Source organism: Luteimonas sp. A482 (assembly GCF_054072655.1).
Map to the genome: position 1 here is coordinate 946,140 of NZ_JBSVRO010000001.1, position 25,148 is coordinate 971,287.

29 protein-coding genes and 1 pseudogene are annotated in these 25,148 nt (G+C 69.3%); 20 read left to right on the forward strand and 10 right to left on the reverse strand.

Annotated features, from left to right (window positions below; all coding sequences use genetic code 11):
* Positions 1–40: 40 nt before the first annotated feature.
* Complete coding sequence (locus tag ACW5DW_RS04210; protein WP_457017513.1) at positions 41–358, forward strand: hypothetical protein; 318 nt, start codon at positions 41–43, stop codon at positions 356–358.
* Between the two features lie 91 nt (positions 359–449).
* Positions 450–1,001 carry a DUF2058 domain-containing protein gene (locus ACW5DW_RS04215; protein WP_457017514.1) on the forward strand — a complete coding sequence of 184 codons (552 nt, stop codon included), beginning with the start codon at positions 450–452 and terminating at the stop codon, positions 999–1,001.
* A gap of 36 nt (positions 1,002–1,037) precedes the next feature.
* Here ACW5DW_RS04215 and ACW5DW_RS04220 read toward each other — a convergent pair whose 3' ends face one another.
* From ACW5DW_RS04220 to ACW5DW_RS04230, 3 genes are all read right to left on the reverse strand, one after another.
* Positions 1,038–2,834 carry a diguanylate cyclase domain-containing protein gene (locus ACW5DW_RS04220; protein WP_457017515.1) on the reverse strand — a complete coding sequence of 599 codons (1,797 nt, stop codon included), beginning with the start codon at positions 2,832–2,834 and terminating at the stop codon, positions 1,038–1,040.
* A 253-nt stretch (positions 2,835–3,087) separates the two neighbouring features.
* The gene (locus ACW5DW_RS04225) at positions 3,088–4,041 is read right to left on the reverse strand and encodes a cation transporter (protein WP_457017516.1); all 954 of its coding nucleotides are present in this window, start codon (positions 4,039–4,041) and stop codon (positions 3,088–3,090) included.
* Positions 4,038–4,526: an ABC transporter substrate-binding protein gene (locus tag ACW5DW_RS04230; RefSeq protein ID WP_457017517.1), complete on the reverse strand. Its 489-nt coding sequence runs from the start codon at positions 4,524–4,526 to the stop codon at positions 4,038–4,040. Before ACW5DW_RS04230 ends, ACW5DW_RS04225 begins: the two co-directional genes overlap by 4 nt.
* Before the next feature lie 111 nt (positions 4,527–4,637).
* Between ACW5DW_RS04230 and ACW5DW_RS04235 the strand changes: the two genes are divergently transcribed.
* Together ACW5DW_RS04235 and ACW5DW_RS04240 are read left to right on the forward strand one after the other, a co-directional pair.
* Positions 4,638–4,946, forward strand: coding sequence for a hypothetical protein (locus tag ACW5DW_RS04235; protein ID WP_457017518.1), 309 nt, complete (start codon positions 4,638–4,640; stop codon positions 4,944–4,946).
* 421 nt (positions 4,947–5,367) lie between these two features.
* Entirely contained in the window at positions 5,368–6,717 is a 1,350-nt protein-coding gene (locus ACW5DW_RS04240) for an MATE family efflux transporter (RefSeq protein ID WP_457017519.1), read from the forward strand.
* Here ACW5DW_RS04240 and ACW5DW_RS04245 read toward each other — a convergent pair.
* The 4 genes from ACW5DW_RS04245 to ACW5DW_RS04260 form a co-directional block, all read right to left on the reverse strand.
* On the reverse strand, positions 6,695–7,456 hold the full coding sequence (locus tag ACW5DW_RS04245; protein WP_457017520.1) for a spermidine synthase: 762 nt from the start codon (positions 7,454–7,456) through the stop codon (positions 6,695–6,697). The genes ACW5DW_RS04240 and ACW5DW_RS04245 overlap by 23 nt on opposite strands.
* A gap of 344 nt (positions 7,457–7,800) precedes the next feature.
* A complete protein-coding gene (locus ACW5DW_RS04250) occupies positions 7,801–7,992 on the reverse strand; it encodes a hypothetical protein (RefSeq protein WP_457017521.1) in 192 nt (63 codons plus the stop codon).
* A gap of 5 nt (positions 7,993–7,997) precedes the next feature.
* A complete protein-coding gene (locus tag ACW5DW_RS04255; RefSeq protein WP_457017522.1) occupies positions 7,998–8,363 on the reverse strand; it encodes a response regulator in 366 nt (121 codons plus the stop codon).
* Complete coding sequence (locus tag ACW5DW_RS04260) at positions 8,360–9,748, reverse strand: sensor histidine kinase (protein ID WP_457018400.1); 1,389 nt, start codon at positions 9,746–9,748, stop codon at positions 8,360–8,362. Before ACW5DW_RS04260 ends, ACW5DW_RS04255 begins: the two co-directional genes overlap by 4 nt.
* A 209-nt stretch (positions 9,749–9,957) precedes the next feature.
* Between ACW5DW_RS04260 and ACW5DW_RS04265 the strand changes: the two genes are divergently transcribed.
* The 8 genes from ACW5DW_RS04265 to ACW5DW_RS04300 all read left to right on the forward strand — a co-directional run bounded on the left by ACW5DW_RS04265 (position 9,958) and on the right by ACW5DW_RS04300 (position 15,693).
* Complete coding sequence (locus ACW5DW_RS04265) at positions 9,958–11,388, forward strand: MFS transporter (protein ID WP_457017523.1); 1,431 nt, start codon at positions 9,958–9,960, stop codon at positions 11,386–11,388.
* Between the two features lie 78 nt (positions 11,389–11,466).
* Positions 11,467–11,655 (forward strand): hypothetical protein, encoded by a 189-nt coding sequence (locus ACW5DW_RS04270; protein ID WP_457017524.1) that lies wholly within the window; start codon positions 11,467–11,469, stop codon positions 11,653–11,655.
* Positions 11,656–11,689: 34 nt separating this feature from the next.
* A complete protein-coding gene (locus ACW5DW_RS04275) occupies positions 11,690–11,887 on the forward strand; it encodes a hypothetical protein (RefSeq protein ID WP_457017525.1) in 198 nt (65 codons plus the stop codon).
* 121 nt (positions 11,888–12,008) lie between these two features.
* Positions 12,009–12,356 carry a host attachment family protein gene (locus ACW5DW_RS04280; RefSeq protein ID WP_457018401.1) on the forward strand — a complete coding sequence of 116 codons (348 nt, stop codon included), beginning with the start codon at positions 12,009–12,011 and terminating at the stop codon, positions 12,354–12,356.
* Positions 12,353–12,682 carry a thioredoxin family protein gene (locus ACW5DW_RS04285; protein ID WP_457017526.1) on the forward strand — a complete coding sequence of 110 codons (330 nt, stop codon included), beginning with the start codon at positions 12,353–12,355 and terminating at the stop codon, positions 12,680–12,682. Before ACW5DW_RS04280 ends, ACW5DW_RS04285 begins: the two co-directional genes overlap by 4 nt.
* Positions 12,683–12,909: 227 nt before the next feature.
* Positions 12,910–13,842, forward strand: a complete 933-nt coding sequence (locus ACW5DW_RS04290; RefSeq protein ID WP_457017527.1) for a manganese catalase family protein — start codon at positions 12,910–12,912, stop codon at positions 13,840–13,842.
* A gap of 181 nt (positions 13,843–14,023) precedes the next feature.
* A complete protein-coding gene (locus tag ACW5DW_RS04295) occupies positions 14,024–14,791 on the forward strand; it encodes a histidine phosphatase family protein (protein ID WP_457017528.1) in 768 nt (255 codons plus the stop codon).
* A complete protein-coding gene (locus tag ACW5DW_RS04300) occupies positions 14,788–15,693 on the forward strand; it encodes an NAD(P)H-hydrate dehydratase (protein WP_457017529.1) in 906 nt (301 codons plus the stop codon). The genes ACW5DW_RS04295 and ACW5DW_RS04300 overlap by 4 nt, the downstream gene beginning before the upstream one ends.
* A gap of 55 nt (positions 15,694–15,748) precedes the next feature.
* Here the strand turns inward: ACW5DW_RS04300 and ACW5DW_RS04305 are convergent, their stop codons facing one another.
* A complete protein-coding gene (locus ACW5DW_RS04305) occupies positions 15,749–16,480 on the reverse strand; it encodes a TorF family putative porin (RefSeq protein ID WP_457017530.1) in 732 nt (243 codons plus the stop codon).
* 145 nt (positions 16,481–16,625) lie between these two features.
* Between ACW5DW_RS04305 and ACW5DW_RS04310 the strand changes: the two genes are divergently transcribed.
* The 6 genes from ACW5DW_RS04310 (at position 16,626) to ACW5DW_RS04335 (ending at position 22,916) form a co-directional block, all read left to right on the forward strand.
* Positions 16,626–17,762 carry a polyamine ABC transporter substrate-binding protein gene (locus ACW5DW_RS04310; RefSeq protein WP_457017531.1) on the forward strand — a complete coding sequence of 379 codons (1,137 nt, stop codon included), beginning with the start codon at positions 16,626–16,628 and terminating at the stop codon, positions 17,760–17,762.
* 308 nt (positions 17,763–18,070) lie between these two features.
* Positions 18,071–19,156, forward strand: a complete 1,086-nt coding sequence (locus tag ACW5DW_RS04315) for an FUSC family protein (RefSeq protein WP_457017532.1) — start codon at positions 18,071–18,073, stop codon at positions 19,154–19,156.
* Positions 19,157–19,315: 159 nt separating this feature from the next.
* Positions 19,316–20,461, forward strand: coding sequence for an ABC transporter ATP-binding protein (locus ACW5DW_RS04320; protein ID WP_457017533.1), 1,146 nt, complete (start codon positions 19,316–19,318; stop codon positions 20,459–20,461).
* A 128-nt stretch (positions 20,462–20,589) separates the two neighbouring features.
* The gene (locus ACW5DW_RS04325) at positions 20,590–21,447 is read left to right on the forward strand and encodes an ABC transporter permease subunit (RefSeq protein ID WP_457018402.1); all 858 of its coding nucleotides are present in this window, start codon (positions 20,590–20,592) and stop codon (positions 21,445–21,447) included.
* A complete protein-coding gene (locus ACW5DW_RS04330; protein ID WP_457017534.1) occupies positions 21,444–22,247 on the forward strand; it encodes an ABC transporter permease subunit in 804 nt (267 codons plus the stop codon). Before ACW5DW_RS04325 ends, ACW5DW_RS04330 begins: the two co-directional genes overlap by 4 nt.
* A 105-nt stretch (positions 22,248–22,352) precedes the next feature.
* Positions 22,353–22,916 carry a cupin domain-containing protein gene (locus tag ACW5DW_RS04335; protein WP_457017535.1) on the forward strand — a complete coding sequence of 188 codons (564 nt, stop codon included), beginning with the start codon at positions 22,353–22,355 and terminating at the stop codon, positions 22,914–22,916.
* 237 nt (positions 22,917–23,153) lie between these two features.
* Here ACW5DW_RS04335 and ACW5DW_RS04340 read toward each other — a convergent pair whose 3' ends face one another.
* The gene (locus tag ACW5DW_RS04340; RefSeq protein WP_457017536.1) at positions 23,154–23,579 is read right to left on the reverse strand and encodes a type II toxin-antitoxin system death-on-curing family toxin; all 426 of its coding nucleotides are present in this window, start codon (positions 23,577–23,579) and stop codon (positions 23,154–23,156) included.
* 2 nt (positions 23,580–23,581) lie between these two features.
* A complete protein-coding gene (locus tag ACW5DW_RS04345) occupies positions 23,582–23,803 on the reverse strand; it encodes an AbrB/MazE/SpoVT family DNA-binding domain-containing protein (RefSeq protein ID WP_457017537.1) in 222 nt (73 codons plus the stop codon).
* A gap of 130 nt (positions 23,804–23,933) precedes the next feature.
* Here ACW5DW_RS04345 and lexA point away from each other — a divergent pair, with 130 nt between their 5' ends.
* Both lexA and imuA read left to right on the forward strand, forming a co-directional pair.
* A complete protein-coding gene (lexA, locus tag ACW5DW_RS04350; protein WP_457018403.1) occupies positions 23,934–24,530 on the forward strand; it encodes a transcriptional repressor LexA in 597 nt (198 codons plus the stop codon).
* A gap of 2 nt (positions 24,531–24,532) precedes the next feature.
* Positions 24,533–25,144, forward strand: a pseudogene (gene imuA, locus ACW5DW_RS04355) (translesion DNA synthesis-associated protein ImuA); the annotation flags it as partial.
* Between the last annotated feature and the right edge of the window lie 4 nt (positions 25,145–25,148).

Sequence of the window (25,148 nt, forward strand, 5' to 3'; positions counted from 1 at the left end):
GCCAGGTAGGCCCGGCCCCCACCGAAGTTCCGGAGTTTCCATGTCCCGCAACCACCACCAAGCCACGGTCATCGACGGTCCGTGGCAGTCCGTGGCGCCGCCTCCCGGGCCGCGCACGCCCGAGCGCCGCAGGCCGGCCCCGCCGACCGCTGCCGAAGCGCTGCGCGCCGGGCTCACGCCTGCCCAGCTGGTCACGCTGGAGGCGCTGGAGATCTTCCGCTGGCGGCTGGCCTTCGTGCGCCGGCCGCTGTTCCAGACGCCGATCCCGGTGCTGTTCGACAAGGACGACACGCGCCACGTGGTGATCCTGGAAGACGGCGTGCTCGACGAACATCCGACGCTGAAGCTGCGCGACTGAACGGTCGCGTCCGGACTCCGTCAGGGCTGCCGGCAAGGGGCCCGACGGCGCGGCCGTATCATGGTGGCCTCCCAAGCAAGGTGCCGCCGCCATGGCCAAAGGCAATCCCCTCCAGGAACAGCTGCTCAAGGCCGGGCTGGTCAAGAAGTCCAAGGTTTCGGCGGTGGCGCGCGAGCAGCACCTGGCCCGGCATGCGCGGGCGCCGTCCGGGCCGAACGAGATCGAGCTGGAAGCGCAGCGGGTGCGGGCCGAGAAGGCCGAGCGCGACCGTGCGCTGGAGGCCGAGCGCAGGGCGCAGGCGCGCGTGGCCGAGCTGCGCGCGCAGGCGCGCCAGATCATCCGCGACAAGCGCGTGCCGCACGGTGGCGAGAGCGAGTACCGGTTCACCGCCGATGGTGCGATCCGCACGCTGCTGGTGACCGAGGACCTGCGCCGCAAGCTGGCGGCGGGTGAGCTGGTGGTCGCGGCTGGCGCGGACGGGTATGTGCTGCTGCCGCGCGGGGCGGGGCAGCAGGTGCGCGAGCGCGATGCGGGGATGATCGTGCTCGATCACGGGCAGGCGGGGGCAGCGGCCGCGCCGTCGAGTGATGAAGACGATGCGTATTACGCGCAGTTCAAGGTGCCGGACGACCTGGTCTGGTAGCGGGTTGGGGTGATTGCGCCGCGACGCGGCTGCGCGTTAGTCCGGCGTCCCCACGTGATAGCGGTTGCGCCCTGCATTCTTGGCCGCGTACAGCGCGGCGTCCGCCTCTGCCATCAGCGTGCCGGCGTCGGTGGGCTGCCGGGTGCAGGCGATGCCGATGCTGGTGGTGACGGTGATGCGGTGGCCGTCGCCGGCATCGATGGGATCGACCATGGCGGCCACCACCTTGCGCGCCACCGCCTCGGCGCCCGTGGCCGGGACGTCCTCGAGCAGGATCACGAACTCGTCGCCGCCCAGGCGCGCCACCAGGTCGGTCTCGCGCACGCAGTGGCACAGGCGACGGGCGAACGCCTGCAGCACGGCATCGCCGGCGGCATGGCCATAGCCGTCGTTGATGCCCTTGAAGCGGTCGATATCGAGGTACAGCAGCGCCACCGGCGTGTGGTGTCGCTGCAGGCGCTTGAGCGCCAATGACAGGCGCTCTTCGAACTGGCGACGGTTGGCCAGGTCGGTCAGCGCGTCCACGCGCGACTGGCGTTCGAGTTCCAGGCGGCTTTCGGCCAGCGCCTGTTCGGCGGCGACGCGGCGGTTGATGTTGCGCGCGGCGATCACCACGTCGTTGCGGTCGCCGCCGTCGTCGGCGGGGATGCAGCGCGACACCGCCTCGATCCAGACGTAATGGCCGTCCTTGTGGCGCAGCCGGTATCTGTCGGTGTTCGGCTCGCCACTGGCGAGCACCTCTTCCATCGCCGCGCGTTGTCTGTCCCGGTCTTCGGGATGGACGATCTCCCAGCGCGGCCCCAGCAGGTTGGCCGGCGCCCAGCCCAGCATCTCGGTGGCGGAGGGCGAGACGTAGATGCGCTCGCCCTCGGCGTTTACCCGGGTGACGGCATCGTGCGAATGGTCGGCGAGCATGCGGTAGCGGCGCTCGCTGTCGCGCAGGCTGGTGGCGAGGCGGTCGCGTTCGGCCAGGGCCAGGCACACGGGAATGGTCATCACGCAGCCGCCGGCGATGTACAGCTGCAGCAGGGCGATGCGCGTGGCCGCGTCGAGTTCCTGGTGCGCCATCGGGCCCAGGCCGAGGGTAGTAGCCGTGGCGCCGATCAACGCCAGCGCGATCACGCCCAGCGCCACGCCGGCGAAGCGGTGTTGCACCGCCACCAGCAGCAGCGGCGGATAGGTGAGGAACAGCACCGAGTGGCTGGTGGTGAACACGCCGACCGCCACCGCTGCCAGCAGCGCCAGCGTGGCGGCCAGGCTCCAGCCGCGCCTGGACGCGATGGGCAGGCCCAGGCCTCTGCGATGCGCGACCAGGGTGGTGGTGGCCACCACCACCATGCCGACCACGTGCGCCGAGTACCACCGCCCCAGCGCGGGCAGGAACGGCTGCGCGTGCAGCGAGTAGGCCACGGTCGCCGCCAGCACGCCGGCCACCGCGCAGGCCGCCAGGGTGGCGGCAGTGGCGATTCCGCCCAGCCGTATCCAGCTGCGCGGATCGCGGATGTCGGGGACCCGCAGGCGCACGATGCCGGCCACACCCAGCACTTCGATCAGGTTGCACACGGCGATCGCGATGGCGTAGAGCGGCTCGTCGCCGGCGAGGATGCGCGCCGACAGCTCGGACGCGAATGCAACGAGGAGGTAACCCGGCCAGGTGGCGGTGCGCCGCGACAACAGCCAACCGGTGAGGATGCCGTTGCCCACCCAGATGGCCGCGAGCTCGCCGGGGCCGCGCGCCAGCGTGAGCGACAGCCACGCTGTCCCCGCGATCAGCACGGCCAGGATGGACCTGTCGGCCCAGTAGGTGCGCGGAATCCTCAAGCGGCGGGGCATGGCGTCTGCATGGACGGGTACGCACGCACTGTAGGCAAGGCCAGCGCGGCTGTCATTCGGTGGTGCGGCAAAGTGGTTGGTGGTGCGGCCGGAGATTGACCGGATTCGCCGTTGTAAAGCTCTTCTCGCTGCGCTCGGAATGACAGGCTTGTTGTTCCGGTTGCTCACGAACTGGCGCAGCAGAAAAATTGTCATCTCGAGCGCAGCGAGAGATCCCGGCAGGATCTCCGCCAGAGATCCCTGTTCCCCGCGCTCAATGTTCCCTCGGGGTGCTGATCGATACGTCGATCTGGTCCAGCCGCCAGTCGATCGCCTGCGCGATCGCGCGCACTTCCTCCACCTGCGCGGCGGTGAGCGTGCGGTTGCGCAGCAGCACCACGCCGGACAGGTGGAAACCTTCCTCGTGCAGGCGCACCGCGCAGCCGTCCATCCAGGGCAGTGCGGAGATCTCGGCGCACAAGCGGTCGGGCAGGGGGTCGGGCTCGCCGCGTTGGAGTGTTTCGGGGCGCGCGTCGTGCAGGTTGCGGACCGCGGCGCGCAGGTTGCCGGCGCCGTCGTGCAGGATGCTGCCGGCGATCACCAGCGCCGCAGTGGCATCGGCCCACCACAGGCCGAAGCCGATGCCCGCCACGCCGACGATGCCGGCTGCGGCCGTCATCCAGTCGGCCTTGCCCATGTCGGCATCGGTGTGCAGCGGCTTGAGCGAAAGCGTCTTCGCCAGCGCCAGCTTCTTGTGGCCCAGGATGATCGGCGGCACCGCCGAGACCAGCAGCGCGCCCATCATGATCCAGCCCTGCCACAGCACGTGCCCGGCGATCATCACCGTGCCCACCACCGGGCGGGTGGCGGTGAGCAGGGTATGCAGGCCGTCGTAGACCAGGGCCAGGCCCACGCCGGTGAGTGCGACGGCGGAGATCAGGAAATTGACGTCGAAGGCGCGCTCGCGGCCGGTGATGTACTCGGCGTCCACGCCCTTGCGGCGGAAGCGGCTGGCCACGAGGAAGGCGATCGGGGGAACCAGGCTCAGCACGTCCTCGATCAGCGCGGTCTTCATCGCCTGCGAGCCGCCCATCGTCACGAACATCAGCGCCGCGACCAGCGACATCCACAGCAGCGTCCAGCCGCACAGCCGCTCGGCGCGGCGCAGGGCGTCGCGCTGCGCCTGTGGAAGTTCGCGCGCTGGCGGACGCAGGCCGTCGGCGCTCATTGCGCGGCCTCGCGCTCGGCCAGGTGGCGGTCGAAGGCCAGGTGCCAGGCCGGTTGCCCGGGCGGCAAGGCGATGCGGCGTTCGGGCATGGGCCCGTCCGGCGATGCGCGCAGCGCGAGCGGGCGCGACCAGCCGACCTTGGGCTTCCATGGCGAGTCGGGATGGTGGCCGCCGACCACCGCGTGCAGGCGCGCGCGCTCCAGGTCGCCTATCAATGCGTCATGGCTGCCCGGCAGCCAGGTAAGCCGGTAGCCCTGCGCATCGGCGTAGCGCTGCACCAGTTCGGCTTCCGGGCCGCCGACCGTGCCGTCGGTCGACACCACCACCCAGGGCGGATCGTGGCTGGCGCCCACGCGCATGCCCTGTTCTTCGGCCTGCCTGGTCATGTCGTCGGCGTCGCGGGGGTAGTCGTCGCAGGCGGACAGGGCGAGCAGGGCGAACAGGGTCGCGAGTGCGGCTGCGGCTGCGATGGAAGGTCTGGCCATGGCGGCGTTATGGACGCAGTGCGGTGAACGGGCCGTCACTTCGTGCTCCAGACGTCATGCCCACGCCACGCGTGCGATCGTGCGGCCTTCATCGCTTGCACCGGCCGCCCCATGCATCTTGTCCAGCTGTTCCTGCCGCTGCATGACAACGCCGGCGTGGCGTTCGAGAGGTCGCTGTTCGACACCGTACGCACAGAACTAACCGACCTCTTCGGCGGCGTCACCGCCTTCCTGCGTGCGCCGGCGCTGGGCGCCTGGGAAGACGATGGCGGGCAGGTGCAGCGTGACCAGGTGGTGCTGTTCGAGGTGATGGCCGCGCAGCTCGACCACGGCTGGTGGGCGGCGTACCGGCGGCAGCTGCAGCAGCGCTTCCGCCAGGACGAGGTGCTGGTGCGGGCGATGGCGGTGGAGCGGCTATAGGCGGGTCGGCACGCCTTGCGCGGAACGGGAATGCCGCAGGTGCGGCGGTAGACGCCATGACGCGATGCCGTTTGCACACGGGCCTGTTCATAGTCTTCTGCACAAACCTGTACAGACCGGCGGTCGACCGGCCGGGGCGCACGACCTGGACATCCCGCTGCTGCGCAAGCCCTGCGCGTTCGAGGAGCTGCGGCTGGCGGTGGAAACGCAGCTGGCAGCAGCGCGGGACGTCTAGCGCGACGCGCCCGGGTGTCGCGGAGCAGATCCCTCGCTGCGCTCGGGATGACAGCTGGCGAGGGCCACAACGCAGCGAAGCATCTGTCCGCTGTATCTCTGTCATCCCGAGCGCAGCGAGGGATCTGCCGGTCGCGCCGCTTCGTATCGCATGCGCGCCACCCACGGGCTGCGGCATCATCGGCTGATGCAGACGCCGCACTCGCCCGCACTCACGCGCCCGGACATCGCGCGCATGGCCTGGCCGATCATCCTGGCCAATGCCTCGGTGCCGCTGCTGGGGCTGGTGGACACCGCCGTCATCGGCCACTACGGCAGCACGGCCGCGCTGGGCGGGCTGGCGCTGGGCGCGCTGCTGTTCAACTTCATCTACTGGAGCTTCGGCTTCCTGCGCATGGCCACCACCGGCTTCGTCGCGCAGGCCGATGGCGCCGGCGACGAGGCCGAGGTGCGCGCCACGCTGGCGCGCGCGCTGTTGCTGGGCGTGGGCCTGGGAATCGTGGTGATGCTGCTGCAGTGGCCGCTGGCGACGGCCTACTTCGCGGTGATGGACGCCAGCGTCGCGGTGGAAAACGCCGGCATGGACTACTTCCAGGCGCGCATCTGGGGCGCGCCGGCGGCGTTGGCGCTGTATGCCTTCAGTGGCGCGCTGATCGGGCTGGGCCACAGCCGCACCCTGCTGCTGGTGCAGTTGCTGCTCAACGGGCTCAACGCCGCGCTCGACGTGTACTTCGCCGGCGTGCTGGACATGGGCGCGCGCGGAATCGGCCTGGGCACCGCGATCGCCGAGTGGACCACCTGCGTGGTGGCGGCGCTGGTGCTGTGGCGCACGCTGCGCGCGCGGCACCGCGACGACGCGCCGTTCCTGCCGCTCGAACGCTTGCGCGACGGCACGCGCCTGCGCCGGATGATGGCGGCCAACGGCGACATCATGCTGCGCACGCTGTGCCTGCTGGCTGGCTTCGGCTGGTTCGCCAGCCAGGGCGCGCGCTTCGGCGACGTGACGCTCGCGGCCAACCATCTGCTGCTGCAGCTGGTGTCGTTCAGCGCGTTCTTCCTCGACGGTTACGCCTTCGTGGCCGAGGCGCTGGTGGGCGGCGCGGTCGGCGCGCGCAACCTGCCCCGGCTGCGGCGCGTGGTGCGCCTGTCGAGCGAACTGGCGCTGGCCACCGCGGCGCTGCTGGCGCTCGCCATCTGGCTGCTGGGCGGGACGGTGGTGGGGCTGCTGGTGTCGCTGCCCGAGGTGGTCGCGGCGGCACGCGCGTACCTGCCCTGGGCGGCGCTGTACGTGCTGCTGTCAGTGGCCGCGTTCCAGCTCGACGGCGTGTTCATCGGCGCCACGCGCACGCGCGAGATGCGCAACGCCGGCCTGCTGTCGCTGGCCGTGTTCCTGCTCTGCGCATGGCCGGCCGCCGCGCTGTGGGGCAACCACGGGCTGTGGGCGGCGTTCGTGCTGTTCGTGGTCGCGCGCGCGCTGGCGCTGCTGCCGTACTACCGGCAGCTGGAACGGTCGCTCAGCCCGGCTTGCGCGCGCTGAGGAAGGTCCACAGGTCGCGGTAGGACGGAACCAGCACGCTTTGTTCGCAGCGATCCTGGAAGTGCGCGTCCACCGCCTCGCGGATCAGCGGCAGCAGTTCGCGGCGGGTGGCGCGGTCCTCGGCGTCGCGCAGGCCGTGGCCGCAGCACTGCATGCTCAGTACGCCACCGGGGCGCAGGGCGCGCGCCATGTGGGCGATGACGCGGGCGATGAACTCCGCGCGTGGATGGCCTTCGCGCACCGGGTCCATGGTCAGGTCGTAGATCACTGCGTCCAGGCCGCGCGCCTGCGCGATCCAGGCGTAGGCGTCGCCGTTCACCACGCGCGCATGCGGGCTGTCGAAGGCATCGCCGCACAGGGCGGGAAGATGGCGGCGTGAGAGCGCGACCACGCGCGGGTCGATCTCCACCATGGTCAGTTCGGAGGGAATGGCGTCGAGCGGTTCGAACGTGCGCAGCAATTCGCAGAGCACGCCACCGTCGCCGCCGCCGAGGATGGCCACGCGTGCGGGCCGGGGCAGTTCCAGCAAGGGGCTGGTCATGGCCACGCCGTAGGCGGTGTCGGATTCGGAAATCTGCAGGTCGTCGTCGAGGAACAGCTGCCCGCCGAAGTGCGGGTGGCGAGTGACCATCACGTGCTGCAGGCCGGTATGTTCGTCGGCCAGGACGCTGGAACGGGCCGGCAGCGCCGGCGCGAAGTGGGGTTGGAGGCCGGCACGTTGGCCGGTAAATGCTGGCATCAGGGCTCCCAGATCGGGTGAATGGAGTCCCATCCTCGCGGCTGGGAGAGGAAGGGTCAAACCGGTGGGCGCGGCGTGTGGCGGTGATCGCGTGGTGGGCGGCGTGGCGCCCCTACCTGCGTTCGCGGCTGAAGCCGCTCCTACAAGTGGAGACGACCGCGTTCTGTAGGAGCGGCTTCAGCTGCGAGCGACATGCACGTGGCGCGATCCTGGATCGTCGCCTCCCGGACACGCCCGTCCACACCTTTGTAGGAGCGGCTTCAGCCGCGAGCGACATGCACGTGGCGCGATACAACGTTGGCATCCCACGCCACGCCACAGTCACGGTGCCACCCGGGCCTTGCTCAAACCTTCAGCGACGCCTGCAGCGCAACCGCCAGGGCCGCATCTCCGCTCACCAGCTCGGTCCAGCGCAGCACCAGTCCCTTGCGCTTGCCCTTGGGCACCAGCTTCAGGCCCTCGGGGTCGATGGTCAGCGTGTAGGGCATCTCGTCGATCAGCAGTTCGCGGCGCAGCGGCTTGTCGAGCGGAGTCATGGCGATCAGGCGCGCGCGGACTTGCGTCGCGGCATCCCGGCCAGCGCATCGGCGAGGTCCTGGCGGCCGAAAGGCTTGCGCACCAGTACCGCGCCGGCATGACGGGCCGGCAGCGCGCCACGGCCATAGCCGGAGGCGAACAGGAACGGGATGCCGCGGCTGTCGAGTTCGTCGGCGATGGGGAACGACGCGGCACCGGCCAGGTTGATGTCCAGGATGGCCATGTCCGGCTCGTGTTCGTCCATCGCCTCGAGCGCGGTCTCCACCGAGTGCGCCGTCGCCACGACCTCGTAACCGAGCTCGGGCAGCAGGTCCTCGAGCACCATCACCAGCAGCGATTCGTCTTCGACGATGAGAACGCGAGGGGTCATGGCCGGATTCCTGCATTGCAAGGGAGGGGAGCTTCGATGTGGCAGCGCACGCCCGCGGGGGGGAATTCCAGTGTCACCGTGCCCTGGAGGTCGTGTTGCAGCCCACGCTGCAGCAGGCGCGTGCCAAAGCCGCCGCGCGTGGGCGCCTGCACGGGAGGGCCGCCGGATTCTTCCCAATCCAGCACCAGTCGCGTTTGCCCGTCCTGGTCGTGCAGCGCCCAGTGCACGCGCACGCGACCGTCGGGCACGGACATCGCGCCGTACTTGGTCGCATTTGTGCACAGCTCGTGCATCGCCATCGACAGGGCGACCGCGCGCCGGGGGTCGAGGCTGACGGCTGGCCCCTGCAGGTCGAAGCGCGCCGGGTTGCCGTCGCGGCAGTGTCCGACCGCCAGGCGCACGATCTCCTCGACCGGGGCGCCGCTCCACTTCTCGCGGGTGAGCACGTCGTGGGTCGCGGCCAGCGCCTGCAGCCGCGATTCGATCAGCGGCGTCGCCTCTGCGCCGTCCGGGCTGGTCCGCAGCGTCTGCGCCACGATCGACTGGACGATGGCGAGCGTGTTCTTGACCCGGTGGTCGAGTTCGTTGACCAGCAGGCGCAGCGATTCCTCGTGGCGGACGCGCTGGTCGATGTCGGTGGCGGCGCCGAACCATTCGCTGACCGCACCATCGTCGTCGCGGATCGGTACGGCGTGCGACGAGACCCAGGCCCAGCGGTCCTCGCCCAGCCGTATCCGGTGCTGCGACTGGTACGGGGTCAGCGTTTCGCGCGCATGGCGGATGGCTTCGGCCACGCGCTCGCGATCCTCCGGGTGGATGAGGTTGAACGACCAGGCCAGCGACTGGCCGCGGGTGAAATTGCCGACCGCACGCCCCCCGACCACCGCCAGCTGCCGCCAGTCCGGACTGACGCGGTAGATCAGGTCGGAGCTTGCATTGACCATCGCGCTCAGGCGCTCCTCGCTGCGGCGCAGCGACTCTTCCTGGCGTTTGCGGGTGGTGACGTCCCGCGCGGCGCCCGCGATGGCCTCGACTTGCCCCTGCGGGTCCAGCACCGGCATGAAGATGTAGTCGTATACCCGCTCGCCCAGTGACGCATGCTCGAAAGGCACGTCGTTGCGGATCGTGCCGCGCGTGGCGATGATGCGATCGATCTCCTCGTCGTGCATCGACGCGTGCCAGGGCTCGTAGCCCATCTCCAACAGGGTCTTGCCCCTGGCCTGCTCCCAGGTGCAGCCCCACATCGCGAGCAGCGCCTGGTTGGCGTAGATGAAGCGATGCTCGAGATCGAACACGTACACCAGGTCCGGCACGGCCTGGAGGATGGTTTCGTACAGGCGCAGCTGGTTGGCGTCGACAGCTGGGCCCTGCACCGGCGTGAGCATATCCAAGCGCGCTCCCCGCGGGCCATGACACAGACAAGTCTAGGAGCGGTCGCCCGGCGTCGTGTGAAGGACTTGTGATGGCTGCGCGCGCAATGCACCCTGCGTCGCCCCTATTCGCCCCTGTTCGCCCCTGCGGCGGGGTCAGCGTGCACTCACGCCGGCTGCCACCCTCGCCGCCACAATGACGGTCTTCTTCCTTGCGTCCCCCTTTGTCCCCGAAACGCCTGCTTCCGCTGATCATCGCCACCGCCCTGTTCATCGAGAACATGGACTCCACGGCGATCTCGACCTCGTTGCCGCAGATCGCGGCCGACCTGGGCGTGGCGCCGGTGGCGCTGAAGCTGGCGCTGACCACTTACATGCTGGCGCTGGCGATCTTCATTCCGGTCAGCGGCTGGGTTGCCGATCGTTTCGGCGCCAAACCGGTGTTCATGGGCGCGATCGGCGTGTTCCTGCTGGGATCACTGGGCTGCGCGGCCAGCGATGGACTGGGGCAACTGGTGGCCGGGCGCTTCGTGCAGGGCGTGGGCGGCGCGATGATGGTGCCGGTCGGACGGCTGGTGCTGTTGCGCAGCGTGGAGAAATCCGAGCTGGTGCGCGCGCTGAGCTGGCTCACCGTGCCGGCCATGCTCGGGCCGATGCTGGGCCCGGTGCTGGGCGGCGCGATCACCACCTATGCGCACTGGCGCTTCATCTTCCTGATCAACATTCCGATGGGCCTGCTCGGCATGTGGCTGGCGTGGCGGCACATCCCGATGCTGCGCCAGCCGGTGGGGCCGCTGGACTGGCGCGGCTTCCTGCTCTCGGCCGGCGGGTTGGCGCTGGCGATGTTCGGGCTGTCGGCGATCGGGCACGGGCTGGTGCCGGGCGTGGCGCTGGCGGCCGCGATCCTGGTCGGTGCCGCACTGCTGGCGGCCTACGTGCGCCATGCATGGCGGCATCCGCATCCGCTGCTGCAGCTGGACCTGCTGCGCGTGCCCACCTATCGCGCAGGCGTGCTGGGCGGCTCGCTGTTTCGCATCGGCATCGGCGCCACCCCGTTCCTGCTGCCGCTGATGCTGCAGCTGGGCTTTGGCCTGGATCCGCTGCAGTCGGGCCTGGTCACCTTCACCTCCACGGCCGGCGCCATGCTGATGAAGGTGCTGGCGCCGCGCGTGCTGCGCATCTCCGGCTTCCGCCCGGTGCTGGTGTGGAACGGGCTGCTGGCCTCGCTGATGCTGTGCGGCTTCGGGCTGTTCCGCGCCGATACGCCGTACGCGCTGATGGTGGGCGTGCTGCTCACCAGCGGCTTCCTGCGCTCGCTGCAGTTCACCAGCATCAACGCCATCGCCTATGCCGACATCGACCAGGCGCGAATGAGCCAGGCCAGCAGCCTGGCGGCGATGGCGCAGCAACTGTCGCTGGCGCTGGGGGTGACCATCGGCGGCTTCGCGCTGAGCATCGCTTCACGCATGACCGGCGCAGGCGCTGACGCGCCGATCAATTTCACCTTCGCGTTCCTGACCGTGGGCCTGGTTTCGCTGGTCTCGGTGCTGCAGATGCGCAAGCTGGCACCGGATGCGGGGGCGGAGATGGCCGGCCGCGCCGAAGCGGGACAGGAAGTGACCGAACCCAAGGCCGAGACGCGCCCGCAGGCCTGACGGCACGGGCAGCCCCTCACGCATCCTGCATTGCGGCCGGCGCACGGTAGGGCGCCTCGCAGGTGCAGGAGTGCAACGATGAACAACCGACCCTACGACAACGGCATCGAGCAGGAGCCGCCCCCGCGCCGCGAGGATCCGCATCCGGCCAATCCCGATCGCCAGGCGCCGGGCCAGCAGCCGGGCGAGCAGCCGGGCGAGCAGCCCAGGCAGGATCCGGGGTCCGGCCCCGATCGCGAACCCGACCGGCGCCCGCGCCAGGATTGAAACGCGTCGATACCAGTGGCAGCAGGAGAGAGAGATGACCCGCAAGACCGACACGCCGCCCCAGGCCGACAAGCCGGAGCGCGAGCAGCGTGAGTACCCGCATGGCAGCGGCGACCGCAACAGTTTCTCGCCGTTCGGCAAGGACCGCATGCCGATCCATGAAGGCGGCAGCCAGCGGCAGGCGCCGCCCGATCCGGAGGCCGAAGGCGACAAGGACACGCCATCGCGTTGAGCGGGTCACGCGACATTGATCGCGGATGGGTGAAGGTGGTTCCTCGATCAAAGAGGAGAACCGCATGGCACTGATTCCTTCCGGCACGCTGGTGGTGGTCGCCGACGGCGGCAACGCGTGACTGTTCCGCAACCGTGGCGACGAACGCGAGCTTGCGCTGCATCAGGTCGAACTGCGCGAGCTGATGAACATGGACGACGACGGCCCGGCCGGCAGCATGCCGAACGAGTCCACCGGCCAGCAGATCGACGAGGCCACCTTCGCCAAGCAGCTGGCGCACGCGCTCAACGACGGCGCGCTCAAGCACCAGTACGAATATCTCGTGCTTGCCGCCGACCCCACCACGCTCGGGCGCATGCGTCCGCTGCTGCACAAGGAAGTGCAGGCGCGCATCATCGCCGAGCTTCCCAAGACCCTGACCAACGCGCCGCTGGAGGATATCGAGCGCGCACTGCGGGCATCCGCGTGAGCTATCGCGGCGACTACGAAGTGGTGGAGCCGGCGCGCATGGATGTCGATGCAGCGCCCGGACTGGTGCTGCTCGAATTCGGCGCACCCTGGTGCGGCCACTGCCAGGCGGCCCAGCCGGCGCTGCGGGACATGCTGGACGGGCCGGCGAACGTGATCCACCTGAAAGTGGAAGACGGACGCGGCAAGCCGCTGGGCCGCGCTTTCGGCGTGAAGCTGTGGCCGACACTGGTGCTGTTGCGCGCGGGAGACGAGATCGCGCGCGTGGTACGGCCGGTGTCCGGCGAGGATCTTGTGCCATTGGCCGAGGCCCTCGGAGCGCGGTAGCGCGATGCATCCCGTCGGCTTCACGGCGTGCGCATGTTTCCGGACAGCCTGAACGATTTTCAGCGCAAAAAAGCCGGTGAATTCACGCACCTGTTTCAGTCGCACCGATAGCTTCGGCGGCCTGTGCAGAGCGACGTAGCCCGGTGACTTCCGCCCAACGCGGAACATCGCGCGCGACCGGTCGCACAGACCCGGATCTCCCGTATCGTGCGCCCAAGGAGCAGCAGATGTTCAGCCACAACAAGCGACTGCAATACACCGTCCGCGTCGCCGCGCCCAACCCCGCCTTGGCCAACCTGCTGCTCGAGCAGTTCGGCGGCCCGCAGGGCGAACTGGCAGCCGCCATGCGCTATTTCACCCAGGCCCTTTCCGAGGATGACCCGGGCAGGAAGGACATGCTGCTCGACATCGCCACCGAGGAGCTCAGCCACCTGGAGGTCATCGGCTCGCTGGTGGCCATGCTGAACAAGGGCGCCAAGGGCCGCTTGGCCGAAGCGGTCGAGGAAGAGGGCGAACTGTTCCGCTCGCTGCAGGGCGAGGGCAACGATTCCCACGTGACCCAGGTGCTGTATGGCGGTGGCCCGGCGCTGATCAACTCGGGCGGCCAGCTGTGGAACGCCGGCTATATCGACAGCATCGGTGAACCGACCGCAGACCTGCGTTCCAACATCGCGGCCGAAGCGCGCGCCAAGATCGTGTACGAGCGACTGATCAACGTCACTGCCGATCCGGGCGTCAAGGACGCACTGACGTTCCTGATGACGCGCGAGATGGCGCACCTCAAGTCATTCGAGAAGGCGCTCTACGCCATCGAGCCGAACTTCCCGCCCGGCAAGCTGCCTGGCATGCCGGAGTTCCAGGAGATGTACGTCAACACCTCGCAGGGCGATGGCGACATGCGCGGGCCGTGGAACAGCGACGAGAACTTCGACTACGTCTCCGACCCCGAGCAGTTCACCGCGGTCGATGGTGGTGATGGCGTTCCCAGCGTCGTGCTGGATCCGATGGAAGAGCGCGTGGTCACGGCCATGGCGGAGCGCACTGCCTCCGACCCTGCGTCCAACCCGGTCACCGGCATTGAACTGGGCAAAGCCGAAGGCACGATGGCCAAGACCACCAAGGTCAGCCTGAGTTCGGATGATGTCGGCGAGGCCGAGTGACTCGGTTCGCAACATCCCCGCATGTCGATGCGGAGAGGGTGGGCCATTGAGAGGGTGCGTCTTCCGGGCAGTTCCGGGGACGCGCTCCCTGCCGTATTCCAAATGCCACGGTGCGTGCGGCCGATTCGCGCGCCCTTGACGCGTCTACGTCGAATCTGGAGCGCCAACGCACCGACACTCCATGGCAAGACTTCGACACACCGACTGGCCCGACCGCCTGTGGATCGTGCGACACGGCCAGAGCGCAGGCAACGTCGCGCGTGATCGCGCGGAACTTGCCGCGCACCACCTGATCGATCTGGAAACCCGCGATGCCGACACGCCGCTGTCCGAGCTCGGCCGCGAGCAGTCGCGCGCACTCGGCGACTGGTTCGCACGCCTGCCGCCGGACATCCAGCCCACCACGCTGATGAGTTCGCCCTTCGTGCGCTCACGCCAGACCATGGAGGCGGTGGCGCGTGCACTGGGTACGCCCGACGAGCAGGTGCTGGTTGACGAACGCCTGCGCGAGAAGGAATTCGGGGTGCTCGACGGCTACACCATCGCCGGCATCAAGGCGAAGTTTCCGGAGCTGGCCGCGCAGCGCTCCAGCGTGGGCAAGTTCTACTTTCGCCCGCCTGGCGGCGAGAGCTGGTGCGACGTGATCCTGCGCCTGCGCAGCGTGACCGAGGAACTGCGTCGTGACTACGTGGGCGAACGCGTGCTGATCGTGGCGCACCAGGTGATCGTCAACTGCTTCCGCTATCTGTTCGAGTGCATGGACGAGGCCGAGATCCTCGACATCGACCGGCAGGCCGACGTGCCCAACTGCTCGGTCACCACCTACGCCATGGACCGCACCGCGCCGGACGCACGCTTCTGGCTGGAGGTGGCCAACATGGAGCTGCCGCTGCTCCAGGCAGGCGCGCCGGTGACCGAAGCGGCGGACGTCCCGGCCGGGCCGAAGTGAGCACTGCCGCGCCCGACACAGGCGGACGCGCGCCGCGGCCCAAGCCGCTGACTGCGGCCCTGCTGCGATCCTGGCCGCTGCCGTCGCGGCGCGATGGCGGCGGCAAGGAAGAGCGCGGCCGCGTGCTGGTGGTCGGCGGCCAGCGCGACCTCGCTGGCGCGGTGCGCCTCGCAGGCGAGGCTGCTCTGCGCGCGGGCGCGGGCAAACTGCAGCTCGCGGTCGCGGGCAGTGCTGCGCCTGCGCTGGCCATCGCCGTACCCGAGGCGCGGGTGCTCGGCCTTCCCGAAGCTGCCGACGGCAGCATCGCGAGTGGTGGCCGGCACCTGCCCGCAGCGGTGACACACACCGACGCGCTGGTGCTGGGGCCAGGCGTGGAAAGCGGCACGGCGATGCGCGCACTGGCGGCGCGACTGCTGTCGCGCCTGCCCGGCACCGCAGTGCTGGATGCGGGTGCGATCGACCTGCAGCTGCTGCGCGGATGGCATCGCCTGCGCGAGCGGCCGCCCGCCATCATCACGCCGCATCACGGCGAAATGGCATCGCTGCTGGGCTGCGATGCCGCTGATGTCGCCGCGCACGCTGCGGCATTGGCGGCCGCATTCTCACGCGATTGGGATCTGGTGGTGGTGCTCAAATCCGCCGACACCTGGATCGCCGATCCGTCGGGCGGCCTGTGGCTGCATCGCAACGGGCCGCCGGGACTGGGCACTTCCGGATCCGGCGACGTGCTGGCCGGCCTGATCGGCGGCCTGTGCGCACGCGGCGCCACGCCCGCGCAGGCGGCGTGCTGGGGCGTGTGGCTGCACGCGCGCGCCGCGGCAAGGTTGGAGGGCGGCGGCGCAATGGGATTGCTTGCGCGGGAGATCGCGGTAGGGGTGCCTGCGCTGCTGCGCGGATTCTGAGGGCTTGCGGCCGACCGTGTTCAAGTTGCCCGTGCGTCGCGGGACAGTCCCGGCCTCAGAAACCCCAAGCCAGCCGCAGGGCGACGCGGCCGTCGGCCTTTTCGGCGTCGTCGAAGTTTTCCGACAGCGCTTCGCCGTAGCTGAAGGTGTTGGTGTAGTGCAGTTCGGCGTCGATCGGGCCGAAGGAGCGGGTCACGCCGACCAGCCAGTTGCCATAGCTGTCGCCGGCGGCATCGTCCAGGTCGTACCAGCCGCTGGACAGCTTGAAGCCGAAGCCGCTGTCGCCCAGCGGGTACTCGGCGGCAGCGCTGTAGTAGATGCCCTGCTCGCCGAACTGGACGATGTCGGGTGAATAGGCGACGCCGACGGTGTAGTACTCCGCGAACGACAGCGCGGCGGCGAATTCGGTGTAGTCGAGTTCGTAGCCTTCGTTGACGCCGGGGTACTTGACGCGCGTGACCGACAGGTCCAGCTCGACGTCCTCGGCCAGTTCGCCGGCCCAGCCGAGGTAGAGGTCGATCTCGTGGTCGATGCCGGACTCCGAATCGCCGGTATCCGCGCTGCCGGCCCAGGCGCCTGCATAGAAGCCGCTTTCGTGGGACACGGTGATTTCGCCCATCAGAGCGGGCTTGCCGTCGGTCTGGGTCAGGCCGCGCCAGACGTACTCGCTGGCGACGGCGATCTCGCCTTCCACGGACCAGGCGCTGCCGCCGTCCGCGTCCTGGGCGAGGACGATGCCGGGCAGGGCGGCGAGGGCGAGCAGAAGGCTGGTCTTGGCGAGGCGCATGTGCGTGGGCGGGCAGCGTGGGGGCGCATACGATACACGCGTGGAACGCGCCTTCGCATGCAGCCCCGGAGTGCAGGGCTTAACATGCCGCCACCACGGGCGGCCACGGCCCGCCTGCTTCTTTCCCTGCACAGGAATCCCCCCGATGCGCACGATCCTTCCCCGCCTTGCGCCGCTTGCCTGCGCGCTGACGCTGGTCGCCTGCGGCGGCGGCTCCGGCGACGCTGGCGGTGGTTCCGCGCAGGAGCTCAACGTCTACAACTGGTCGGACTACGTGGCCGAGGACACCATCGCGGGCTTCGAGGCCGCGACCGGCATCAAGGTCAGCTACGACGTGTACTCGGAGAACGAGACGCTCGAGACCAAGCTCACCACCGGCAGCTCCGGCTATGACGTGGTGTTTCCCTCGGCGCGCCCGTTCGCGCAACGCCAGATCAAGACCGGACTGTATGCCGAGCTCGACAAGGCCCAACTGCCGCACTGGTCACACCTGGATGCGGACGTGCTGGCCGGCCTGACCGACATCGACCCGGGCAATGCGCACGTGGTGCCGTACATGTGGGGCACCACGGGGCTGGGCATCAACGTGGACAAGGTGCAGGCGGCGCTGGGGCCCGATGCGCCGCTGGATTCATGGGCGCTGCTGTTCGACCCGGCCAACGCCGCGAAACTCGCCTCCTGCGGCATCCATGTGCTCGATGACGACCAGGAAGCCTTTGGCGCGGCGCTGATCTGGCTGGGCAGGGATCCCAATGGCGGCGGGGTCGAGGAGATCGAGCTGGTGAAGCAGGCCTATGCCGGGGTTCGGCCGCATGTGCGCACCTTCAACAATGCCGCCTACAAGGATGCGCTGGCCAATGGCGACGCCTGCCTGGTGATGGGCTATTCGGGCGACATCGGCCAGGCGCGCGACGTCGCCGCCGAAGCGGCCGAAGCCACCGGCAAGGATGCGCCCGACATCCGCTACGTGATTCCGAAGGAGGGCGCTATCCGCTGGATGGACGTGATCGCGATTCCCAAGGACGCGCCGCACGCCGACAACGCGCATGCCTTCATCGACTACCTGCTGCAGCCCGAGGTGATCGCCAAGGTCACCGACCACGTGGCCTATGCCAACGCCAACCGCGATGCGACCGCGCTGGTGGATCCGGAGATCGCCGCCGACCCCGGCGTGTACCCGCCGGAAGAAGTGCGCGCGAAGCTGGTCGATCCGGTGTCGTTGCCCGAAGACGTGCAGCGCCAGCGCGTGCGCGCATGGACGGCGATCAAGAGCGGGCGGTAAGGGGCGGTGAGGAGTGGCGGCCAGGCTTGGCCACAAAGGCTCGCGGCAACGGCTGGCGGTGAGGAGCGGGCGCCGTTGACCTCCAAACGGCACACTGTCATTTCGACCGCAGGGAGAAATCTGCTTCTTGCCGGGATAAAACCAGATTTACCGGCTGCGCCGTTGAAGAGCGCTTCTCCCTGCGGTCGAAATGACAGCTGTAGACAGCCGGTGTCTGCAGTTGGGAGGCACTTTAGGAGCGCTGCCCCCGCGGCAGTCGCCGCATGATCCCACTACGCTGAGCCCCGGTTCCAGACCATGACGCGCCCATGACGCGCCCATTGCCCGAATGGATCTGGCCCGAGCGGCTTGGCCGCATGGACGTCGAGGCCGCCATCCGCGCCTCGTTCTGCGTGGTCGTGCCGCTGGCGCTGCTGCTGGCGCTGGGGCGGTCCGACCTGATCGTCTACGTGGCCTTTCCTGCATTCACCTCGCTGTACGGCCGCGGCGAACGCTATCGCGACCGCGTGGTGACGCTGGCCGTGGCCGGGTTCTGCCTGCTGGGCATTGTCGCGGCGGCGACGCTGGCCTCGGTCGCGATGTGGAACGGCTGGCAGGTCACGCTCATGCTTGCGGCGCTTGCGGCCGCGGGCGTGGTGTTGTCGGAGCGGATGCAGTGGATCCCGTTTGGCGGGACGTTCTTCGTGTTCTCTTTCGCCGTGGTCGCCTCGGTGCCGGTGGAACCCGCGCAGGTGCCGGCGCGGCTGCTGCTGTCCGCGGCCACGGTAGCGCTGTGCTGGGTGGTGGGCATGGCCGGGCTGTTGCTGCGCCGGGCGATGGCGACGCGGTTGCGGCGAGCCGTGCATCTGCCCGCGTTCGCGCCGCTGCGCCCGGCGCGACGCAGACCCGCGGCCTGGACCGACGTTGTGGTGTGGTGGACGGCGGTGGAAGTGGCCATGGGCGTGGTGCTGGCGATCGTGGTGGTCGAGGCGCTGGGCTTCGGCCACGCCTACTGGGCCGCGGTGACGGTGGTGGCCTGCATGCCGCGCCCCTACAGCCGGCACTTCGCGGTCAAGACCGGACACCGGATCATCGGCACCGCGCTGGGCGTGCTGGTCGCCGGCCTGCTGCTGGGCCTTGGCCTGCCGGCCTGGGTGCTGGTGCTGGCGGTGGGCGCGTTCCAGTTCGCCACCGAGCTGTTCGTCGGCCGCGTGTACTGGCTGGCGACGGTCTTCATCACGCCGCTGGCGCTGGTGGTGGGATACCTGGCGCAGGTGTCGGCGCTGGCGCCGCTGCTGGTCGACCGCCTGGTCGATACGCTGATCGGCGGCGCGGTGCTGCTGGTGGTGGAGTTCGCGGGGCGTCCGCTCGCGCAGCGGCTGCTGCGCCGCCGCGGCGTGCCGGCAACGCGCTGACCGTCACCATCGCGGACGTCGCGCACAGGCGCGGCGCGAGGACGTACCATGCCCGCTTCGCCGAATGCGGCGTCCTGCGGACGCGCACTGTTTCCACCGGTCTTGCCCGACGTGCGCGCAGCGCACCGGTGCCAGGGCCAGCCCGGGAGATCGACACACATGGCAGCACCCGCTCGCGCCACGCCACCGATCGAGCCCTGGCGCGATGCCGACGCGCAGCCGTTCGTGCGCATCGAAGGCGTCACCAAGACCTTCGGCAAGTTCTACGCCTGCGACGACATCTCGCTGGACATCTACCGCGGCGAGTTCTTCGCGCTGCTCGGCGGGTCGGGCTCGGGCAAGAGCACGCTGCTGCGGGTGATGGCCGGCTTCGAGGCGCCCGACAAGGGGCGCGTGCTGATCGACGGCGTCGACGTGACCGCGCTGCCGCCCTACCAGCGGCCGGTGAACATGATGTTCCAGAGCTATGCGCTGTTCCCGCACATGACCGTGGCGCAGAACATCGCGTTCGGCCTGAAGCAGGACCGGCGGCCGGCCGGTGAAATCCGCGACCGCGTGCAGGCCATGCTGGAGCTGGTGCAGATGCCGCAGCTGGGCAACCGCAAGCCCGACCAGATCTCCGGCGGACAGCGCCAGCGCGTCGCCCTGGCCCGCGCGCTGGCTCGCGAGCCCAAGCTGCTGCTGCTCGACGAACCGCTGGGCGCGCTCGACAAGCGCCTGCGCGAGCGCACCCAGTTCCAGCTGGTGAACATCCAGGAAAAGGTCGGCACCACTTTCATCATGGTCACGCATGATCAGGAAGAGGCGATGACCATGTCCTCGCGCATCGCGGTGATGGATGCGGGGCGCATCGTGCAGGTGTCCACGCCGGCGGCGCTGTACGAATTCCCGGCAACGCGCTTCGTGGCAGAGTTCATCGGCGGCATCAACCTGTTCGAGGGTCGCGTGCTCTCGCATGACCTCGATGCCGGGCTGGTGCGCGTGCAGTGCGACGCGCTGGCCGAGCCGGTGCTGGCGCGGCATACGGACTACATCCCGGAAGGCACCACGGTGAGCGTGGCGGTGCGGCCGGAGAAGATCGACGTGCACGAGGAGCGCCCGGCCGCCGACAACGTGGCCGTGGGCAAGGTGCGCGACATCGCCTACCTCGGCGACGTGTCGATCTACCACGTGCAGACCGAGTCCGGCGCGGTGATCCAGGTACAGGAAACCCACGTCGAGCGCAGCTCCGAGCCGCACTACGACTGGGACGACACGCTGTGGCTGAGCTGGCCCGCCACCGGCGCCGTGGTGCTGGCCTCGTGAACGCGCGGCGTGACCAAGGCACGTGGAGCTTCTGGGCCGACGTGGTCCGCAACCTGTTCGGTTTCTTCCGCGTGGTGCGCGACGAGTTCCGCACCCGCCGTGGTCGGCTGCTGGTCAAGCTCATCCCGATGCTGTGGCTGGGGCTGTTCTTCGCCGTGCCGTTCCTGATCGTGGCCCGGATCAGCTTTGCCGAGGCGGTGTTCGGGCAGGTGCCGCCGTATACCGCGCTGCTCGAGCAGGCCGGCGACGGGGCGCTGTCGCTGCGCGTGCACATCTCCAGCTATGCGCTGCTGCTGCAGGATCCGCTGTACGTGGCGGCCTACCTGCGATCGCTGCTGTTCGCCGGTGTGTCGACGCTGTTCTGCCTGCTGATCGGCTATCCCATGGCGTACGGCATTGCGCGTGCGAAGCCGGTGACGCGGCTGCTGCTGATGATGCTGGTGATCCTGCCGTTCTGGACCAGCTCGCTGCTGCGCACCTACGCGATGATCGGCATCTTCAAGACCAACGGCTGGCTGTCGAGCGCGCTGGCGGCCATCGGCCTGCTTGAGCCGGGCGAGGCGGTGCTGCACACCAACCTCGCGGTGTACATCGGCATCGTCTACAACTACCTGCCGTTCATGGTGCTGCCGCTGGCGGCGACACTGATGCGGCTGGACTTCACCCTGCTCGATGCTGCGGCCGACCTGGGCGCGAAGCCGGCGCAGTCGTTCCTGCGCATCACCCTGCCGCTGTCGATGCCCGGCATCATCGCCGGCTGCCTGCTGGTGTTCATCCCGGCGGTGGGCGAGTTCGTCATCCCCGACCTGCTGGGCGGTCCCGACGCGCTGACCATCGGTCGCGTGCTGTGGACCGAATTCTTCACCAACCGCGACTGGCCATTGGCCTCGGCGGTGGCGGTGGCGATGCTGCTGCTGATCGTGATCCCGACCCTGGTGTTCGAGTACATCGAAAACCGGCGCGAACAGCGCGAGGTCGACGCATGAAAGGCCGGCCATGGTGGCTGTGGGCGGTGATCGCCGGCGGCTATGCCTTCCTCTACATCCCGATCCTGTCGGTGATCGTGTACTCGTTCAGCGCCTCGCGTCTGGCGACGGTGTGGGGCGGGTTCTCGTTGCGCTGGTATGGCGCGCTGCTGGACAACCAGCAGATCCTCGATGCGCTGGGGCGCAGCCTGGTGATCTCGGCCACCGCAGCCACCGCCGCCGTGTTCCTCGGTACCGCCAGCGGCATGGCGCTGTCGCGCTTCGGGCGCTTTCCCGGGCGCGGCCTGCTGAGCCTGATGAATTCCGCGCCGATGGTGATGCCCGACGTGATGCTGGGGCTGTCGTCGCTGCTGCTGTTCGTGTCGCTGCAGCAGATGACCGGCTGGCCGCAGCGCGGCATGACCACGATCATGCTGGCGCACATCACCCTGACCACCTGCTACGTGACCGTGGTCGTGCGCTCGCGCCTGACTTCGCTCGACCGCAGCCTGGAAGAGGCGGCGATGGACCTGGGCGCGCGGCCGTGGCGGGTGTTCTTCCTGATCACCCTGCCGCTGATCGCGCCCGCGCTGCTGGCCGGCTGGCTGCTGGCCTTCACCCTGTCGCTGGACGACCTGGTGATCGCCAGCTTCACCTCCGGCCCGGGCGCGAGCACCCTGCCGATGCTGATCTATTCGAAGGTCAAGCTGGGGGTGACGCCGGAGATCAACGCGCTGGCGACATTGATCATCAGCGTGGTGGCGGTAGGCGTGGCGGTGGCCGGCGTGTTCATGCACCGGCTCGAAGCAGGACGCGGCTGAGCGGCGGCATCCGCTCCCGCGATCAGGAGGCGCGGTGACCGCCGCCGTCGCCGGACGCCGTTGTTGCCTGGCAACGGCGATGTCGCCGCCCCGGGAGCGCTGCCGATGATATTCCAGGACATTCGATTCACCTGCGCGGCGGCGCTGCTGCTGACTTGCACGGCAGCGATGGCCGTCGAACCGGCTGCGGCGCGCGCGGACAGCCCACTGGCGATCACGGCTGGCGAGGCGCCGGCGCTACCCTACGATGCCGGCGCGCTGCGTGTGCTGGTGCCTTCGGCCAGCACCGGGGGAGCGTACGCGCTGGTGGAGCTCATCGAACAACCGCCCTACCGCACGCCGCCGCACGTGCATCCGCAGCTGGACGAAAGCTTCTACGTGCTGGAGGGCACCCTGACGCTGGACATGGACGGCCATGCGTACCGGCTGCCGGCGGGTTCGTACGTCCATGTCCCGCGCGGAACGGTCCATGCCCAGGGAAGTGCCGACGGCAACCCGGTGCGCCTGCTGACGCGACTCTCGCCGGGCGGGTTCGAGCAGTTCTTCCTGGACCGCGTGGAACTGGCGCGGACCATCGGTCGTGAGCATCCCGACTTCCAGCAGCGCATGCTCGAGATCGTGCGGCGCTATCCGCAGTGGCTGGGGCCGGCGCCGTCTGCGGAAGAGTGAGGCGCGGCGTGGCGGGCAGCAGAAGCAGATCTCTCCCTGCGGTCGAGATGACGGACTCTGCGGTCGAGATGACAGGGTGAAGGGATGTTGCAGGCAGCTCCGCCGCCCCGAGCCTGTCATTTCGACCGAAGGGAGAAGCGCTCTTCAACGGCGCAGCCGGTAAATCCTGGATCGGACAGCAGATCTCTGCAGTCGAGATGACGGGGTGGACCTGAGGGCATGGATGCGGCGGTAATCTCAGGCGCCGCTGCCGGCCGTTTCCTGCACCCGCCCACCTGGCTTGATGGTGATGCGCGGACGCAGCCAGGCGGCGAACCCGGCTTCGTCCAGGGAACCTTCGGCGAGACCGAGGTACTGCGGATACAGCTCGTGGTCTTCGGCTTGCAGCGTGCCGCCGTTGAGCATGATGAAGACTTCGCAGCCCACTGCGGCGGTGCGCTTGTTGCCGTCCACGAAGGGATGGTTGCGTGCAAGGCCAAAGGCCAGGCTGGCGGCAAGAGCAGCCAGATCTGGTGGAGGATCGCCGTAGGCGTATAGCTGCTGCGACCGGGCAAGGGCGGAATCGAGCAGGGCGTCGTCCCGCACGCCACTGGCACCCCCATGTTCGGCGAGCTGCCTGTCGTGGATGGCCATGGCCAGCGCCTTGTTGATCCAGACGATCATGGCTATTGCGCCAACTTGTTGAGCAGCGTGCGTCGCTTGCGCATCACCTGCTCGGCCACTCCCATCTGCGCGGCCAGCTCGGGATCGAAGGCGGTCAGGCGGATGCCGTCGGGCGTCTCCAGCGCATACAGCTCGTCGCCCTTGCCCAGGCGCAGGCGGGCGAGCAGTTCCTTGGGCAGGATGACGCCGGCGGAATTGCCGATGGCGGTGATTTTCAGCTTCATGGTGGGTACCGGTCCGTTATAACGAAAGTTATATTGCGTCCTCCGGGCCTCCCGGGCAAGTGAAAGCGCGGCTATGTCCAGTCTCGCGCAATGCGCCGGAGAGGTGTACATATGTACACCCATGAGCCCCATCGACACCCTCTCGCCGCAACGCGCCGCCGTGCTGGCCTTCCTGCGCCAGGAACTGGCAGCGGGCCGGGCACCGAGCCTGGCCGAGATCGCCCACGCTTTCGGCTTCGCCTCGCGCAACGCCGCCCACAAGCACGTGCAGGCGCTGGTGGCCGACGGCCTGCTGGAGCTGGACACCGGCCGCATGCGCGGGCTGCGCCTGCCCGGGCGCCCCGACCAGCTGCCGCTGCCGGTGCTGGGCCAGGTGGCGGCGGGTACCCCGATCGGCGCCGACATCGGCAGCGACGAACTGCTGCTGCTCGACCGCGCGCTGTTTTCCGAAAAGCCCGACTACCTGCTCAGGGTGAAGGGCGAATCGATGCGCGACGATGGCATCTTCGACGGCGACCTGGTGGCGGTGAAGCGCGCCAGCGAGGCGCGCAACGGCCAGGTGGTGGTGGCGCGCATCGATGGCGAGATCACCATCAAGCGACTCGAGCGCGGGCGCGCCCGCATCCGCCTGCTGCCGCGCAATCCCGACCATGGACCGATCGAGGTCCGCGCCGGACAGGATTTCGCCATCGAGGGCGTGTACTGCGGTCTGGTGCGCAGGGGCTAGGCATGTCGGCCGTTGTCGCACTAGAAACCCTGCTGGCCGCGCGCACGCTGTGGCACGCCGGCCGCAGCGCGGCGATCGCCGCCGATGGCGAGCCGACCGGGCACGCCGTGCTCGACGCGCTGCTGCCGCAGGGTGGCTGGCCGCGGCGCGCGCTGACCGAACTGCTGCTGCCGGCCGACGGCGTGGGCGAACTGTCGCTGCTGCTGCCCACGCTGGCGCGCTGCACGCAGCAGGGCGAACGGGTGGCGGTGATTGCGCCGCCATACCTGCCGTATGCACCGGCCTGGCAGGCGGCCAGCGTGGACCTGTCGCAGCTGCGCATCATCGATGCATCCCCGCGTGATGCACTTTGGGCATTCGAACAATGCCTGCGCAGCGGCACCTGCGCGGTAGTACTGGGCTGGCCGCAGCAGGCCGACGCGCGCGCGCTGCGTCGCCTGCAGGTGGCCGCCGACAGCGGCCAATGCCTGGGCTTCGCGCTGCGCGACCGCAAACACGCGGCGAACCCTTCTCCGGCAGCGCTGCGGCTGGAAGCGGTGTGCACGGAGCGCGCGATTGCCTGGCAGGTGCGCAAGTGCCGCGGTGGGCCGGTGCCGGCAGCGCCATTCGTGCTGGAGC